Below are 15042 nucleotides of genomic sequence, written 5' to 3' on the forward strand. Positions count from 1 at the left end.
TCGCGGCATGCGGCGCAGCGCCCTGATCGCGGCTTTCGAGTAGCTGATCGGCTTCATCCATGTAGCTATAGGCTACATCGCCAGGCCCGTCAAGACGACTGTCGCCGTCGGCTACATCCACACCATCGCCGAGCAGGAGGGCACACCAACGTTGTCAAAGCATCCCATCTCGACCCCCTCCGAAATCTCAAGCGCGTCCTCCAGCTCAATGCCCAGATAGCGCACGGTGCTGTCCATCTTGGTGTGGCCAAGCAAGAGCTGCACGGCCCTCAGGTTACCGGTTTTCTTGTAGATCTGCGCCGCCTTGGTTCTGCGCATTGAGTGTGTGCCGTAAGCGCTTGGCTCCAGCCCGATCGAAGTCACCCAGCCGCGAAGGATACGCGCGTACTGCCTTGTTGAGAGATGCGGGCTGCCATGGAACCGACTTGGCCAAAGATCGTCGCACCCGAACATCGCCGGGCATTCGATCCAGCGTTGCACGGCTTTGCGGGTCTGCTCGGTGATCTCGAATAGTACCGGCCGCTTTGTCTTGCTCTGCATGACGGAAGTGCGCTCTTTCATGTGGCCCGATACGAAGACGTCCCGCACTTTGCGACGCACGAGATCACAGCCCCCGGAGCTTGCAGTCGATGGCCATATTAAACAGGGCGCGGTCCCGGATGTTCTCAGCAATCTCAAGACGCACGCGAATGGCCCAAACGTGCTTTGGTTGAAGCGGGCGTTTTTGGCCGATAATCCGGCCTTTGTTCCAAGCCGGGGGTCGCGGCATCAACCGGCAACTGGCTGGACCAAAGCATGCAGGATCGCGCTGCGGAAACTGTGGCTGCCCTTGCCGCCTTGCGTGCCTTGCCTGACGCGAAGGAGCGGGTCTTGGGCCTGATCGGGTTTTCGCAAACGGGCTGGGTCTTGCCGCGCGTGCCGAGGTTGACCGACGATGCGTCGTTTCTGGTGCTGATCGGGGCTGCAGTAAGCTGGCAAGAGCAGGGTGCCTACTACACGACCCGGCGGCTTGAAGCCGAAGGCCAAAGTGCCGAGATGATTGCCGAATTCGTGAAGGCGCAGAATGTGAAAGACCTGATCAGCTTTGCCTCTGCGGCCAGCTACGCCGACTATACTGCGCAGGAACGCAAGGCCGGAACGGCAGACGAAGCACTGACGTCAGAGGCGCGGTTCGGTTTCGAGCAGCGTAGCTTTGGCGAAGACGTGCGTGGGCTTTTGCCTGGCTTGATGCTGCCTGTGCTGGTCTTGTCCGGTGCCGATGATCTGAACGTGGGTGGGCCCCAGACCGTGTCGGTCTACAGCGCGGCCCTTGCCGGGGCCAACCCACACAACCGGTTCATGCTTGTGTCGGGGGCAACCCATTCGCTGTTTGCCGCGCAGCACTACAACTACCAACTCCCCACGCAATGGCCGCTTGGCGCGCAGGCGCGGTTCCTGCTGGCGGGCCGCAACGCCTATGCGCCGCCGGTTCTGACCACGCTGACCGACTGGATAACCGCCGTGTCCGCGCGCCCTGCGGGACCGTGAGCGCAGGCGCAAAACCCTGCCGAAAGACATCCTGAACCCACCCGCCTGCTGACCAACCCGCAGTCACGACTGTGGCAGGCCACGTTTGCCCCATGATTGAGCAATCGCTCAAAGGAGACTCCCCTTGACCCAGACCCCCCGCAACATCGAAGTTGATACGATCCGCACCGTTGCCTTGATCGGCATCTGCATCGTCAACATTCCCTTTCTCGGCCTGACCGTCACACAGCAACTGGTGCCTCCAATGCTGCTTGCCGATCAGGCCGCCGTCTTTGCCGTCGAGGCGCTGTTTCAGGGCAAGTTCTTTCTGCTCTTTTCGTTCATTTTCGGCTGGGGCATGGATACTCAGGATCAGGCGGCGGCACGGTCCAACGTCAGCTTTGGCCTCAGATATGCGCGCCGCCTGTCCGGGCTTGCGCTGCTGGGCGCGCTGCATGCGGCGTTGGTGTTCACGGGCGATATCTTGGTGCTTTACGCCGTGCTGGGCGCGCTGATCTGGCCCAAGCGGAGCAAATCTCCGCAGGCGCTGGCGGTGTTTGCCGCCAAGATGGTGCCGGTGGCGGTTCTTGCGATGGGGATCATCGCGGTGGTGCTGACTGCACCCATGCCGATCCCCAGCGGGCCGGGTCTTGGCGGCAGCTTTGCCGAAGGTGTGACCACCCGGATCATGGATTGGCCCACGACCTTCCTGTTCGTTGCCCTGTTCAACGGGCCGTTGGCGCTGGGTGCCTTTGCTATGGGGATCGCGGCCGCGAAAGTCGATTTCTTCGCGGCGGGCAGTCCGCAGTTTGGCCGGCTTTCGCGCGCAGTGCCGGTCCTGCTGACTGTCGGGGTTCCGCTCAATCTGGTCTATGCGGCGGCGATGAGCGGGCTTTTGCCCGCCTCTACCGGGATCGCGCAGGCGCTGGGGATGATGGCGCTGGCGATGGGTGCGCCGATGCTGGCGGCGGCCTATCTGGTCGGCATCATCCGGTTTGCGCGAAAGACTGTCCCGGCGCCGGGCTTGCTTGCATCGGGCCGCAAATCGCTGTCAGGCTATGTCGTGCAAGGTATCATCGCCGGAGCGGTCTTTGGCGGCTATGGCCTTGGGCTTTACGGCCAGCTTGGGCAGGCAAAGCTGCTGATCCTGTCGATAGCCATCGCGGCAGGCGTTATGCTGCTGGCCTTCGCGTGGACCCGCATGTTTCAGCGCGGCCCGCTAGAGGTGGTCTTGCGGCGGATCACTCACGGAACTGGCGGTCAGTAGCAAACCGCGGAAAGCGGTTCCGTGGCGGGTCTGCAAGATCCGGCGTGAATGCAGGCCGCTTGCGGCTTTGGCAGAGGCGCGCCAAAGTCGGCATGGCGAGAAAGTTGATCCACTGGTTCATCAGTATCATCGCGTCGAGGCGCGCATGGCCGTAGTAGACGAACAGCGCCGCAGAACCATTCGGGATGCCAGACAAGATCGCCTCAATTACCCGATCATGCCGCCGGGCCAGCACCACCAGAACCACGGCGAACGCGTGTCAAAGCACTGCGGCGACGGCAGCCAAGGTAGTAGCAGCCAGCTTCTCTTGTAATGGGTCGTGAACCTCTGGGCCGCTTCCGAACACATGAATGAAAAGGGTGACCCGCGTCTTTTCAAGAAAGCTGTGCTGTCTAAGCGAGACTGCCCTGACCAAGATTTTGCGGCAAGAACCAATGACTGATCTGGGAAAGCCCCACCCTCACGCCACAGCCCGCATCGGAAAACCTTCACACTAGATCGGGAAGCCGACCAGAAGCACGCCGATCATGGTAGAATGAGCGCCTGCAGCGTCAACCGTTTCGGTCACGCAAGGCGGCGATGCGTGGTAGTGGTAGCTTGACCCGTTTTGCAGCGGGTGGCCGTTGCAGGTATCCAGAAACGACGCGCCGTCCTGGGTGTGCTGGTCGTCCATCGCGACAGTCGATCTTCATAGTCGTTGAACAGGCGCGCGCCGCTGATCATCACACCGATCATGCCAAGCGAAGTGGGGGCCACCGTGTCGCTGTAGACGGGGGTGAGGGGGATGGTGACGTTAATCGTGGTGGCGGTGACGAAGCCTGCCGAGGGGATGATCTCGAATTCGGTGAAGGGTTGTTCGTGCCCGATGGGGACGAGGTAGGCATCGGTCAAGGCGTGGTTCGGCAAACCGTCAGAGACATAGCGAAAGGACGTACCGTCCGGCGTTATCGTGACCGTCTCGGCCCAGTTGGCGGCCATGACTGCATCGGCGGTTGATTGCGCGGCCAGGGCGTCTGCGGCGCTGTTGCCGGCGTGCAAAAGCACTGCAAGACAGGTGCCAGACCGGCTAAGCGCGCAGCGGATGTGGCGTTTGGTCATGGCAGTCTCCTGTTGTCCCAGGAGGACAACGTCGCACTCGGAAGGTTCCGTCGATCTTTTCTCAGATTGTTCGGGAATACCCATCCGAGCGATGGTTTCCGCCGTTGGACTGCAGGCAGATCCCTGCCACTGGCATGGCTCGTTTCTCGGGCCGCGTTTGACGGTTGTCGTGCCCGTTTGTCGGCTGCAGCGTGGGGTCATCCGGGGCCGCGCGTGGCACCGATGGGTAATTGGCCTTGGCCCGCTGCCGTGCTGATGTCGAGGGGGGCAACATCCGAAATAGCGGTTTTCAGGTCAGACCTTCTGGGATACGCTTTTCAAAGCCTGCTGCGTTTTTTTGGTGGAAATGAAGGGACAATACTGTCCGTTACTAGCCGGGTCATGGTGCGCTGCACCCTCGCCGGCAGACCCTTTATGGAGCAAATACTTTGAACATCTTATCTGATCATTCCGTTGCGGCAGGCAATGACCTGCGGACGATGTTTGCCTTCTTTCAGACCTACCGGGGTGGTGGCACTGACGACGAGGTGGTCGCCGACCTGACCTTTGGCAACCCGCATGAGCAGCCTTTGCCTGATCTGGTGCGCGCCCTGCGCACCCATATCGAGCCGCAGGCGGTGGACTGGTTTGCCTACAAGCTGAGCGAGGCAGAACCGCGCCGGGTGATCGCCGAAGGGTTGCGGGCGGAACTTGGGCTGGATTTCACGCCCGATGACATTGCCATGACGCTGGGGGCTTACGGCGCGATCACGCTGGCATTTACGATTCTGCTGAACCCAGGCGACGAATGCATCATTCCGGTGCCGGGTTGGTTTTTGTATGAAACAAGCCTGTCGCTGGTGCATGCCAAGACGGTCAAGGTCGCGCTCAGCGACGATAACTTTGATCTGGATGTGGCCGCCATCGAGGCGGCGATCACGGCGCGCACGCGGATCGTCGTCGTCAACACGCCGCACAACCCGACCGGGGTGATCTACAGCCGCGAGAGGCTGGCCGAACTCGCGGCGATGCTGACGCGGAAGTCGGCGGAGTTCGGGCGACCGATCTTTATCCTGTCGGACGAGCCTTACCGGCGGATCAGGTTTGATGGTGCCGCGTTCACCAGCCCGGCCGAGGTCTATCCCTACACGCTGATCGACTACAGTTTCGGCAAGGTGCTTTTGGCGCCGGGGTTGCGGTTGGGCTACCTTGCCTTCGGTCCGGGGATGCCTGCCGCGGTGCGCGCCATGCTGCGGGCGGCGGCGGAAAAGACGCAGTTGGCATCGGGATGCGCCTTTCCGGATTCGATCCTGCAATATGCGGTGAAGGATCTAGAGACGGTGTCGATCGACGTGCCCGCCTATCAGCGCAAGCGTGACCGGCTGTATGACGCGCTGACCCAGTGGGGCTATCAGATGACCAAGCCCGCAGGCACGTTCTATCTGTGGGGCAAGGCACCCGGCGGCGATGCGCTGGCCTTTACCGCCGCGATGGCCGAACGGGGCGTTTACGTGATGCCCGGCACGCTGTTCGAGCGGCCGGGGGATTTCAGGATCAGCCTGACCGGCTCGCAGGACATGATCGAGGCGTCATTGCCCGCGTTCGAGGCATTGGCGGGCATGACCGCGCGTTAGCGGCGCAAACCGCAGGCTTTGTCGCGTTTGGACGTGTCTTGCAGGGCTTGCATGGCGCGGATCGAGACGCCTGCGTGGCCGCGCTTTTTGATGCAGGCAACGGACAGGCGCGCAACGAGATGCGCCGTCTGGCCACGCTGGAAATCCCGCTCGCCCAACGCCACTTGGCGGGTCAGCGCGCGCCAAGGTAGAAGGCCAAAGTTCGCATGCGCCCCAAAGTTGCTATCGGGCAGAAGCCCTTGCGGTTGACCCCGGAAAACAGGCTCAAGATGGCTGGCTGGAGGCACTTGCGAACAAGAAATCTCGACGCGTTGGGTCAAGCCGTGCATGTTTGTCTGGTCAGTGCAGCTTGGCGTTGACGTAAACTCAATGGGAGGAATGACGATGGCATTTTATCTTTATCAGTTGAGCTATTCCAAGGAAGCGATCAAGTCGATGGTCACAAGCCCAAGCGACCGCGAGGCTGCCGCCCGCAAGTTGATCGAGGCGCTGGGCGGAAAGCTGCATCATCTGTTCTTTGCGTTTGGGGAATATGACGTCATCTGCCTGATCGAAGGTCCTGACGACAAGATGATGATGGCCGGTGCGGCCGCCGTCGCGTCGGCAGGCACGGTCTCAAAGTCATCGACGGTCAAGCTGATGACCGCCGCGGATGCGATGGCGGCGATGGCTATGGCGGGCAAAGCCACTGGTGCCTACAAGCCACCGCACGGCTGAGGCCAGGGGGCCGGACCCCGGCCATCGTGACGCGGGTCGGGGACAGCCCTTACGCCTTGTCCAGTTCGAACGTGTCATGCAGGGCCTGAACGGCAAGTTCCATGTACTTGCGGTCGATCAGGACCGAGATCTTGATCTCGGATGTGGTGATGACCTTGATGTTCACGTTCTCGGCGGCAAGCGCCGCAAACATCCGGGCGGCGACGCCGGCATGGCTGCGCATGCCGATGCCGACGACCGAAAGCTTGGCCACATCAATGTCGGTCACCAGGTCCGCGTAGACGAATTTTCCTTCATCCCGAGCATCTTCGATGGCTTTCTTTGCGCGGGCGACCTGATTGGTCGGGCAGGAAAAGGTCATGTCGGTATAGGCGCGCTTGTCACCCGGCGCGTCCGTCTCGCTGATGTTCTGCACGATCATGTCAACGTTCACGCCCGCATCGGCGAGGGGGCCAAAGATCGCAGCAGCGATGCCGGGGCGGTCCTCGACGCGCACGAGGGTCATTTTCGCTTCATCCCGGCTGTAGGCAACGCCGGAGACAACTTTCGATTCCATGATTTCATCCTCGTCGCAGACCAGGGTTCCAGAGTGTTCATCAGTATCCTCGAACGAGGACAGCACCCGCAGCCGTACCTTGTAGCGCATCGCCAGTTCGACCGAGCGGGTCTGCAGGACTTTCGCGCCTAGTGAGGCAAGCTCCAGCATTTCCTCGAACGCGATGCGGTCAAGCTTGCGCGCCTTGGGGCTGATGCGGGGGTCGGTGGTGTAGACGCCGTCAACATCGGTGTAGATGTCGCAGCGTTCGGCGGCGAAGGCAGCAGCGAAGGCGACGGCGGTGGTGTCGGAGCCACCCCGGCCAAGGGTGGTGATTCGGCCTTCGGGGCTGACGCCCTGGAAACCGGCAACCACGGCGACCTTGAAGCCTTCGGCAAATTTCGCGTCGATGTTGGCGCGGGGGATGTCGACAAAACGGGCGGCGGCATGGGCGGAGGTGGTCTGGATCGGCACCTGCCAGCCGTGCCAACTGCGCGCGGGCACGTCCATTTCCTGCAAGGTGAGGGCCATCAATCCGGCAGTGACATTTTCGCCCGAGGATACCACGGCGTCATATTCGCGCGCGTCATAAAGGGGCGAGGTGCTTTCGACCCAGCCGACCAGCTCGTTGGTCTTGCCCGACATGGCGGAGACGATCACGATCACATCATAACCGCGGGCGACCTCGGCCTTGACCTTGGCGGCGGCGTTCTTGATGCGCGAAAGGTCAGCCACGGAGGTGCCGCCGAATTTCATCACCAGAAGTGGCATGGATCCTCCGCACCGGCCGTTAAGTCGCGCGCTTGTGTATGCGGCGGCAGGGGTGGGTGCAAGCCCCGGCGGTCACTGAATGGAGCGGCTGCGCTGCAAGCCTTTTGTCTCACCTCTGCGCGGGAAGACCGCGAAACCGGTTCGGTTGGCGGTGTTGGGCGGAACAGCGCTTGCTGGGTCAGAACGCGCGCCAGCCGATGTCGCGGCGGCAGAAGCCTTCGGGCCAGTCGATGGCATCGACCATGGCATAGGCGGCGGCCTGCGCTTCGACCAGCGTGTCGGCGCGCGCGGTGATGTTCAGCACGCGGCCACCGTTGGCAATGATCTGGCCGTCATGCGCGGCGGTTCCGGCGTGAAACACCATGTGGCGGCTGTCTTCGGGCTGGCCGTCGAGGCCGCCGATCACCGAACCTTTGGCATAGGCGCCGGGGTAGCCTTTGGCGGCCATCACCACGGTCAGCGCGTGGTCATCGGCCCAATGGACTTGCGCCCCCTCAAGCCGGTGTTCGGCGGTGGCGAGCATCAGATCAAGCACCTGCGCGCCAAGGCGCAGCATCAGGACCTGCGTCTCGGGGTCGCCAAAGCGGGCGTTGTATTCAACCAGGCGGGCGCGGCCATTCTTGATCATCAGGCCGGCGTAGAGCACACCGCTATAGGGCGTGCCGCGCCGGGCCATTTCCTTGATCGTGGGCAGCACGATTTCATCCATCGCCAGCTGCTGGATGGCGGCGGTCAGCACCGGGGCGGGGGAATAGGCACCCATGCCGCCGGTATTGGGGCCGGTATCGCCGTCACCCACGCGCTTGTGGTCTTGCGCAGTGCCGATGGGCAGGGCGTTCAGGCCATCGGTCAGGATAAAGAGGCTGGCCTCTTCGCCATCCATGAATTCTTCAATCACCACTTCGGCACCTGCGTCGCCAAAAGCACCGCCGAGGATATCATCGATGGCGGCTTCGGCTTCGGGGACGGTCATGGCCACGACGACGCCCTTGCCGGCGGCGAGGCCATCGGCCTTGACCACGATGGGGGCGCCATTGGCGCGGATGTAGGCCTTGGCGGGGGCGGGGTCGGTGAAGCGAGCCCAGGCGGCGGTGGGGGCGCCGCAACTGTCGCAAACCTCCTTGGTGAAGCGTTTGGACGCCTCAAGCCGGGCGGCGGCAGCGGAGGGGCCGAAGGTCAGGATTCCGGCGGCGCGGGTGGCGTCGGCGATGCCAGCGGCGAGCGGGGCCTCCGGGCCGATGACGACGAAATCCACGGCGTTTTCTTCGCAGAAGGTGACGACCGTGGCCCCATCAAGGATGTCAATGTCGGCGCATTCGGCCAATTGCGCCATGCCCGCGTTGCCGGGGGCCACGATCAGCCGGTCGGTCTTGGGGTTCTGCTTGACGGCCCAGGCGAGGGCGTGTTCCCGCCCGCCGGACCCGAGGATGAGGATGTTCATGGGCGCCCCCCGCTTGGCCATATCATCTTGGGGGTCATAGGCGGGCAGCCAGGTCCGCGCAAGGTGGACGCGTGCAGATCAGCCCTTGTCGCAGGCGACCCCGTCACCATCAAGGCCATAGATATCGTCGCCCAAAACATAGACGGGGCCGGATACATAGGCAGGACCATTGCCACTACCACCGGCGCAATCGACGTCGGAGGCTATCGGCACGCACTGGTTGGTGTAGTTCGGATCGCAATTCTCGGCTATGGCGGCAAGGGTTCCGAAGAGCGACAGGAATGCGGCGATCATCAGCGGACGCATGTCGTGGTGTCCAATCTTGCTCAAGTTCAAATATGTTAACGAAAAGTTAACCGTTCCTCAGGGACTTTCAATAGGTGTCGCCGGGACGGGCTGTGAAGGCGGCTGGGGCGGATTGCTGGATTGTGCGCGCCTGCGGGGTTTGGCACTATGTGGCATGGACCTGATCGACGACGACCCCGCCCCCGGCGATGAACCCCGAGGCAACCAGCCGGAATACACCGTGTCGGAGCTTTCCGGTGCGGTGAAGCGGGTGATCGAAGGGGAATTTGGGCTGGTGCGGGTGCGCGGCGAGGTGGGGCGGGTGTCGCGTCCGGCCTCGGGGCATCTTTACTTTGACCTGAAGGATGATCGCAGCGTGATTGCCGCGATCAGCTGGAAAGGGCAGGTCGCCAAGATGCAGGTGCGGCCTGAGGAGGGGATGGAGGTTGTCGCCACGGGGCGGATGACCACCTTCCCCGGCCAGTCGAAGTACCAGCTGATCGTCGATGACGTGGCCCCGGCGGGGGCTGGCGCGCTGATGGCGATGCTGGAGAAACGCCGCGCGGCGCTGGCGGCGGAGGGGTTGTTTGATGCGGGGCGCAAGCAGGTCATCCCCTATCTGCCGTCGGTGATCGGGGTTGTCACTTCGCCCAGCGGGGCGGTGATCCGCGATATCCTGCACCGGTTGCGCGACCGGTTTCCGCGCCATGTGCTGATCTGGCCGGTGGCGGTGCAGGGGCAGGCCTGCGCGGCTGAGGTGGCGGCGGCGATCAAGGGGTTCAATGCGATTGCGCCGGGTGGGCCGATCCCGCGGCCAGATGTGATCATCGTGGCGCGGGGCGGCGGGTCGCTGGAGGACCTGTGGGGGTTCAACGAGGACATCGTGGTCAGGGCGGCGGCAGGTTCGGAGATTCCGCTGATTTCCGCCGTGGGGCATGAGACGGACACGACGCTGATCGATTACGCGTCTGACCTGCGCGCACCGACACCGACGGCGGCGGCAGAACTGGCGGTGCCGGTGCGGTTGGAGCTGATTGCGGGGCTGGATGCGGTTGGCGCGCGGCTGGTGCGCGGCGTGGTGCAGGGCGTGGGGCAGCGCGGCCAGCGGTTGCGTGACATCGGGCGCGCACTGCCACGGCTGGAGACGCTGCTGGCCGGGCCACGGCAACGGATGGACGGTGCGGCTGCGCGGTTGGCGGCGGCGCTGGGGCTGGCGGTGGCGCGCAAGCGCGGGGGCTTTGACCGGGTGGCCGGGTTGATGCGGCCTGAGGTGCTGTTGGGCCTGCTGGTGCGGCGGCGGGATGCAATAAAGCTATCAGATCAGCGGTTTGGCGCGGCAATGGCGCGGCGGCTGGAACGCAGCCGCGACCGGGTTGATGCGTTGGCGGCACGGCTGGCCCCGGCCTTGGCGCGGTTGCAGGGCGATGCGGCACGGCGGGTGGCGGAGGGGCGCGGCACGCTTGGCGCGCTGAGCCTGCGGCTGGAGGCGGCGCCAGCGGCGCGGTTCCAGCAGCTGGCCGACCGGTTGGAGGCGCTGGACCGGACTCGGGTGACGCTGGGCTACGGCGAGACGCTGAAGCGCGGCTATGCGGTGGTGCGGGGTGACGGCGCGGTCGTCACCACGCGCTCGGCGGCAGAAAAGGCGGCTGTTCTGGAGGTGGAGTTCCACGACGGGCGGCTGGTGCTGGGGGTGCGGCCGGGGCGCAAGCCGAAGGGTGGCGAAGGCGGCGATCAGGGCAGCCTGTTCTGAGGCCGATAGCGCGGCCGCAGTTTGGCGCTGTTGGGGGCTGCGCCGGAACATCGGTTTTTCGATCAGGCGAGTTCTGGCGATGACGGTAGATGGGTGGGTTGCCCTTCCTGCCGGGGTTCGGGTGGGTCAGGCGCCAACCTCGGGGCCAAAGCAGGGTAACGGTTCGGTGGTTTCCTCGATGATCACCGGCGGCGTGTCAAGGGCGTCTTCGGTATCAAGCGCGGTCAGGGTGCTGCCTTGCTGGCCGATGAACCAGCAGGCCGGGGTATCGCGGTCCTCATACTGAAAGCAGATCGCGTCGCCTTGCGGGTACCAGTGCCCGGTCATGCAGATATCGCCAAGGATCGTCCAGCGGACGCGGCGGTCGGGCAGGTATTGTTCCACGCCGTAGACCGTGCCGAATTCGGACCATGTCATGGTCTTGCCTTGGCTGAGGGCATCGAACGCCTCGGCGGTCAGGGCCGGGTCTGCGGTGGCGGCACCGGGCGCGAGGGTGAGGGCGACGAGGGTTGCAGCGAAAAGGGGGGCCATCATACCCCCACCTCCGGGCCGGGGCAGACGAGGGGCTGTGCGGCGACCGTTACCCGGGCGGGAGGGTCTTGCGGGGCGCTGCCGACGGCGCGGGCCAAGAGGCCTTCGCCATCACGCCAGTACCGCCAGCAATGCAGGGTGGTGGGATCGGCATCGTAGACAAAGCAGATATCCTCGCCGCGCGGTTCCCAGCGACCGGGATGGCAGGGACCGCCGGTATCGGCATCGATCACCCGTCGGCCCGGCAGATGGGATTCAGACCCATAATCCTGCCCGTCGATCGTGTATTCGAGGGTCTTGCCGACCGAAAACGCATCAAATTCCTCGGCGGTCATGGCCGTTTCGGCGGCCCCGCTGCAGGGGGCGAGGATCAGGGCGGCGAGAAGGGCTGCCAGCGTGCCGCGCATCAGACGCCCACATCGGGGCCGGCGCAGGACAGGGGCTGATCGGTCTGCGCGACCTCGCTCAGTTCCGATCCGGGGGCGTCGTTGACCGAAAGGGCCTTCAGGCCATCGCCTTCCTGCCAGAACCTCCAGCAATGCGGGGTGGGATCGTATTCGTAGACAAAGCAGATGTTGCCCGCCTCTTCGTACCAGGTGCCGTATTGGCAGATGTCTTCGGTGAAAGCCCAGCGGACCTTACGGCCCGGCAGATATTCCTCTGTGCCAAAGATCGTGCCGAACTGCGAATAAGTGAGGGTCTTTCCGGTGACATAGGCGTCGAATTCCGCCGCAGTCATCGGGGTCTCGGCAAGGGCGGGCAATGGCAGCAGGAGGAAGGCGAGGAGGGCGGTAAGGCGCATCTTAAACCCCAAGGTTCGGCGCGGCGCAGGGCAGGGGCGCGCTGGTTCTGGCGATAACGTGGATTTCCACGTGGGGCGAATAGTCGGTGATATCGGCCCGAATGCCGGCGGTGTATCTGAAGAAGTACCAACAGGCCGACATTTCCGGATCGTCGAAAGCAAAGCAGATCCGGTCATCGTCTTCAAACCAATTGCCATTGACACAGGTACCATCCTCAAAGGTCCAAATCAGGGATTGGTCGGGCGCGTAATCGGCAACACCGCGCTCGCCGGTGCTGTACTGATAGGTCACCGTATCGGTGCCGACATAAGCCGCGAATTCGGCCCCGGTCATCGGCGGCTGGGCGGCCGCCAGCGATGGGGCAAGCAGGGCAAGGCCGCAGGCCAGCGGGTGCACCCTAAACCCCGACATCTGGCCCGGCGCAGGACAGGCCTTGCGAAGTGCGCGCGGATTCGAGAATTTCCCAGCCGCCGCCTTCGCCCATGTAGCGGCCCCGGATCGCCCCGCCTTCGAGGAAATAGAGCCAGCACTGCGGGGTCGGGTCGTTGTCATAGACAAAGCAGATTTCATCGCCCGATTCGTACCATTTGCCGTAGATGCAGGTGTCGCCTTCAAAGGCCCAGCGGACCTCGCGGTTGGGCAGGTATTCTTCGGTGCCGAACAGCCCGTCGCCGTAGTCGTATGTCACGGTCTTGCCGGTCACATCGGCGTCAAACTCTGCGCCCGTCATCGGCTTCTCAGCGAATGCAAGGGTGGGGCAGAGGGTTAGGCACAGGGAAAAGGCAAGGGCGCGCATCGATTGCTCCGGAGGTCAGCTGGGGGCAGAGTGCCAGAGATGGCGGGCGATTTCCAGTCAGGTGGCCGTGTCTTGCGCTTTGAGGTCAGCGTTCCAGCGGGCAAGGTGCGGTTGCAGGGACCGCCGCCAGAGCGCGGGGAAAAGCGCCATCACGCAGGCCAGTGGCAGCGGCCACGGCAGCCGGGGGGCGATGTCTTCGGGCGGCAGGCGCAGGGCGGGAAACGGGCGCGCGGGGTGGGCGTGGTGGTCGGAATGGCGCGGCGCGTTCAGCATCATCGCCGAGGAAAACCAATGCGCAGTGTTCCAGCTGTGCCGGGGGCCGACAGGTTCTGGCCGCCCATCGGGCTGCAGCGCGCGGGTCAGGCCGTAATGCTGGACGTAATCGGACAGCAGGATCTGGCTTTGCGCATGCAGGGCAAGGCCAGCCCAGACCAGCGCCCCGCCAACCCCGGCGATCAGCCAGCCGATGGCAAGGCACAGCGCGCCGCCGAACAGATAGACGGCGTAGGGGTGCGGGCTGTGGCTGACGCTGCGGGCGCGCAGGTCGGTTTCGGCTTGCCAGCCTTGCCGAAAGCTGCCCCGCCACGCGCGGCGGGCAAAGCGGTAGAAGCTTTCGTTGGCGCGGGCGGAGTTGGGGTCAAGCGTGCTTGCCACATGCCGGTGATGCACCAGCCGGTGCGCCGAGGCATGCTGGCCGAACAAAAGGCTGGTGTAGATCGCCACGCCGAGGCGGAACAGCCCGCGGCTGGGGCGGTGAATGAGTTCGTGCGCCGCTGGGTGGGCGACCTGGCCAAACCAGAACCCGGCCGACAGGAACACCAGAATGCGCTGGCCGGTGCCTAGGCCGCTGTCGGCAGCGATGGCCCAGGTGGCCAGCGGCAGGGTGGCGAAGTGACCGACGGCAATGACCGCGAGAAGTGCGTCGGCGGCAGGAAACTCGGCCCCATCCGCCGCGCCTGCGGTCAGCGGGATGATCTGGTCAAGCAGGATCGTCAGCAGCGCCATGTACAGGAATGCCAGCCACAACGAGCCCCCCCCGGCCCACAGCCCAAACCCCAAAAGCGGCAACGGGCTGAGCGCGGCTATGGCAAAAACGGCCAGTGGCAAGGGGCGGTTTGCGGTCATGTTGCAGTTCTAGCACGCACGAGCAGCCCTGCCAGCCCCCTCAAGCGGGCCGCGATTTCGCACGATCCGGCGGCAGTGCCTTTTCACCAACGACCAAAGCCCATAAGTGATAGGTCACCGCGCCCAATGCCCGAGGCCAGAGATGTCGTTCTTCAAGAAGCTGAAAGACCGGATGTTCCGTTCCTCCGACAAGATCGGCGAGGGGCTGGAAGCGCTGGTCGCCCAGCCGGACATCACGGCGGTTGATGCGGTGGTGCCAGATGCGGTGGTGCCAGATGCGGTGGTGCCGGATGCGGTGACGGCTGACGTTGCGCCAGTGGCTGAGGCGGGCAAGCCCGGTCTGCTGGGCCGGCTGTTTGGCAAGGCGGCAGATGATGCGCCGCGCCGGGTGCTGGATGACGCGATGCTGGAAAGCCTGGAGGAGCTGCTGATCGGGGCCGACATGGGGGTCGATACGGCGGTGCGGGTGACGGCAAACATCGCGGAGGGGCGGCTGGGGCGCAAAATCTCTACCCGTGAGCTGCGCGGCGCGCTTGCGGCGGAAGTGGCGCGGATCATGGCGCCAGTTGCACGGCCGATGCCGATCTATCCGAAAAAGCCGCAGGTCGTGCTGGTGGTGGGGGTGAACGGATCGGGCAAGACCACAACGATCGGCAAGCTGGCCAGCCAGTTCAAGGCGGCGGGCAAGACGGTGATCATTGCGGCGGGTGACACGTTTCGGGCGGCAGCGGTGGAGCAGTTGCAGATCTGGGGCACCCGCGCCGGCGTGCCGGTAATGACCGCACCGGAAGGGTCGGACCCCGC

Annotated in this window: 18 protein-coding genes and 1 pseudogene; 6 read left to right on the forward strand and 13 right to left on the reverse strand. The window is 64.1% G+C overall.

Annotated elements, in window-relative coordinates:
• Window positions 1-111 precede the first annotated feature (111 nt).
• A pseudogene (locus tag RMO18_RS06790) lies at window positions 112-769 on the reverse strand (tyrosine-type recombinase/integrase).
• Window positions 770-795: 26 nt separating this feature from the next.
• Here RMO18_RS06790 and RMO18_RS06795 point away from each other — a divergent pair.
• The gene (locus RMO18_RS06795) at window positions 796-1527 is read left to right on the forward strand and encodes a hypothetical protein (RefSeq protein WP_309664756.1); all 732 of its coding nucleotides are present in this window, start codon (window positions 796-798) and stop codon (window positions 1525-1527) included.
• Window positions 1528-1651: 124 nt separating this feature from the next.
• Window positions 1652-2773 (forward strand): DUF418 domain-containing protein, encoded by a 1122-nt coding sequence (locus tag RMO18_RS06800; RefSeq protein WP_309664757.1) that lies wholly within the window; start codon window positions 1652-1654, stop codon window positions 2771-2773.
• Here the strand turns inward: RMO18_RS06800 and RMO18_RS06805 are convergent.
• The 3 genes from RMO18_RS06805 to RMO18_RS06810 all read right to left on the reverse strand — a co-directional run bounded on the left by RMO18_RS06805 (window position 2748) and on the right by RMO18_RS06810 (window position 3871).
• Entirely contained in the window at window positions 2748-3020 is a 273-nt protein-coding gene (locus RMO18_RS06805; RefSeq protein ID WP_309664758.1) for a hypothetical protein, read from the reverse strand. The two genes, RMO18_RS06800 and RMO18_RS06805, sit on opposite strands and share 26 nt — an antisense overlap.
• Window positions 3021-3266: 246 nt before the next feature.
• Window positions 3267-3386 (reverse strand): hypothetical protein, encoded by a 120-nt coding sequence (locus tag RMO18_RS21090; RefSeq protein ID WP_405054020.1) that lies wholly within the window; start codon window positions 3384-3386, stop codon window positions 3267-3269.
• Entirely contained in the window at window positions 3338-3871 is a 534-nt protein-coding gene (locus tag RMO18_RS06810) for a hypothetical protein (protein WP_309664759.1), read from the reverse strand. Before RMO18_RS06810 ends, RMO18_RS21090 begins: the two co-directional genes overlap by 49 nt.
• A 428-nt stretch (window positions 3872-4299) precedes the next feature.
• Here RMO18_RS06810 and RMO18_RS06815 point away from each other — a divergent pair, with 428 nt between their 5' ends.
• Together RMO18_RS06815 and RMO18_RS06820 are read left to right on the forward strand one after the other, a co-directional pair.
• The gene (locus RMO18_RS06815; protein ID WP_309664760.1) at window positions 4300-5484 is read left to right on the forward strand and encodes an aminotransferase class I/II-fold pyridoxal phosphate-dependent enzyme; all 1185 of its coding nucleotides are present in this window, start codon (window positions 4300-4302) and stop codon (window positions 5482-5484) included.
• Between the two features lie 384 nt (window positions 5485-5868).
• Window positions 5869-6201 carry a GYD domain-containing protein gene (locus RMO18_RS06820; RefSeq protein ID WP_309664762.1) on the forward strand — a complete coding sequence of 111 codons (333 nt, stop codon included), beginning with the start codon at window positions 5869-5871 and terminating at the stop codon, window positions 6199-6201.
• Window positions 6202-6250: 49 nt separating this feature from the next.
• Here the strand turns inward: RMO18_RS06820 and RMO18_RS06825 are convergent, their stop codons facing one another.
• The 3 genes from RMO18_RS06825 to RMO18_RS06835 form a co-directional block, all read right to left on the reverse strand.
• On the reverse strand, window positions 6251-7507 hold the full coding sequence (locus tag RMO18_RS06825) for an aspartate kinase (protein ID WP_309664763.1): 1257 nt from the start codon (window positions 7505-7507) through the stop codon (window positions 6251-6253).
• A gap of 178 nt (window positions 7508-7685) precedes the next feature.
• A complete protein-coding gene (gene purD / locus RMO18_RS06830) occupies window positions 7686-8948 on the reverse strand; it encodes a phosphoribosylamine--glycine ligase (RefSeq protein ID WP_309664764.1) in 1263 nt (420 codons plus the stop codon).
• Between the two features lie 78 nt (window positions 8949-9026).
• Entirely contained in the window at window positions 9027-9254 is a 228-nt protein-coding gene (locus RMO18_RS06835; protein WP_309664765.1) for a hypothetical protein, read from the reverse strand.
• 154 nt (window positions 9255-9408) lie between these two features.
• Here RMO18_RS06835 and xseA point away from each other — a divergent pair, with 154 nt between their 5' ends.
• Window positions 9409-10983 carry an exodeoxyribonuclease VII large subunit gene (gene xseA / locus RMO18_RS06840; RefSeq protein WP_309664766.1) on the forward strand — a complete coding sequence of 525 codons (1575 nt, stop codon included), beginning with the start codon at window positions 9409-9411 and terminating at the stop codon, window positions 10981-10983.
• Between the two features lie 126 nt (window positions 10984-11109).
• Here the strand turns inward: xseA and RMO18_RS06845 are convergent, their stop codons facing one another.
• The 6 genes from RMO18_RS06845 to RMO18_RS06870 all read right to left on the reverse strand — a co-directional run bounded on the left by RMO18_RS06845 (window position 11110) and on the right by RMO18_RS06870 (window position 14238).
• The gene (locus RMO18_RS06845; RefSeq protein ID WP_309664767.1) at window positions 11110-11514 is read right to left on the reverse strand and encodes a hypothetical protein; all 405 of its coding nucleotides are present in this window, start codon (window positions 11512-11514) and stop codon (window positions 11110-11112) included.
• Complete coding sequence (locus RMO18_RS06850) at window positions 11514-11921, reverse strand: hypothetical protein (protein WP_309664768.1); 408 nt, start codon at window positions 11919-11921, stop codon at window positions 11514-11516. The genes RMO18_RS06845 and RMO18_RS06850 overlap by 1 nt, the downstream gene beginning before the upstream one ends.
• On the reverse strand, window positions 11921-12316 hold the full coding sequence (locus RMO18_RS06855; RefSeq protein ID WP_309664769.1) for a hypothetical protein: 396 nt from the start codon (window positions 12314-12316) through the stop codon (window positions 11921-11923). Before RMO18_RS06855 ends, RMO18_RS06850 begins: the two co-directional genes overlap by 1 nt.
• A gap of 1 nt (window position 12317) precedes the next feature.
• The gene (locus RMO18_RS06860; RefSeq protein WP_309664770.1) at window positions 12318-12728 is read right to left on the reverse strand and encodes a hypothetical protein; all 411 of its coding nucleotides are present in this window, start codon (window positions 12726-12728) and stop codon (window positions 12318-12320) included.
• Window positions 12715-13047: a hypothetical protein gene (locus RMO18_RS06865; protein ID WP_309664771.1), complete on the reverse strand. Its 333-nt coding sequence runs from the start codon at window positions 13045-13047 to the stop codon at window positions 12715-12717. The genes RMO18_RS06860 and RMO18_RS06865 overlap by 14 nt, the downstream gene beginning before the upstream one ends.
• A gap of 123 nt (window positions 13048-13170) precedes the next feature.
• Window positions 13171-14238, reverse strand: coding sequence for an alkane 1-monooxygenase (locus RMO18_RS06870; RefSeq protein WP_309664772.1), 1068 nt, complete (start codon window positions 14236-14238; stop codon window positions 13171-13173).
• Between the two features lie 142 nt (window positions 14239-14380).
• On the opposite strand from RMO18_RS06870, the gene RMO18_RS06875 reads away from it, so the two are divergent.
• Window positions 14381-15042: signal recognition particle receptor subunit alpha (locus RMO18_RS06875; RefSeq protein WP_309664773.1), on the forward strand; the 662-nt coding region annotated here is incomplete at its 3' end.

The organism is Tabrizicola sp., from assembly GCF_031377265.1.
In the GTDB taxonomy this organism is placed as follows: domain Bacteria; phylum Pseudomonadota; class Alphaproteobacteria; order Rhodobacterales; family Rhodobacteraceae; genus JAUYQR01.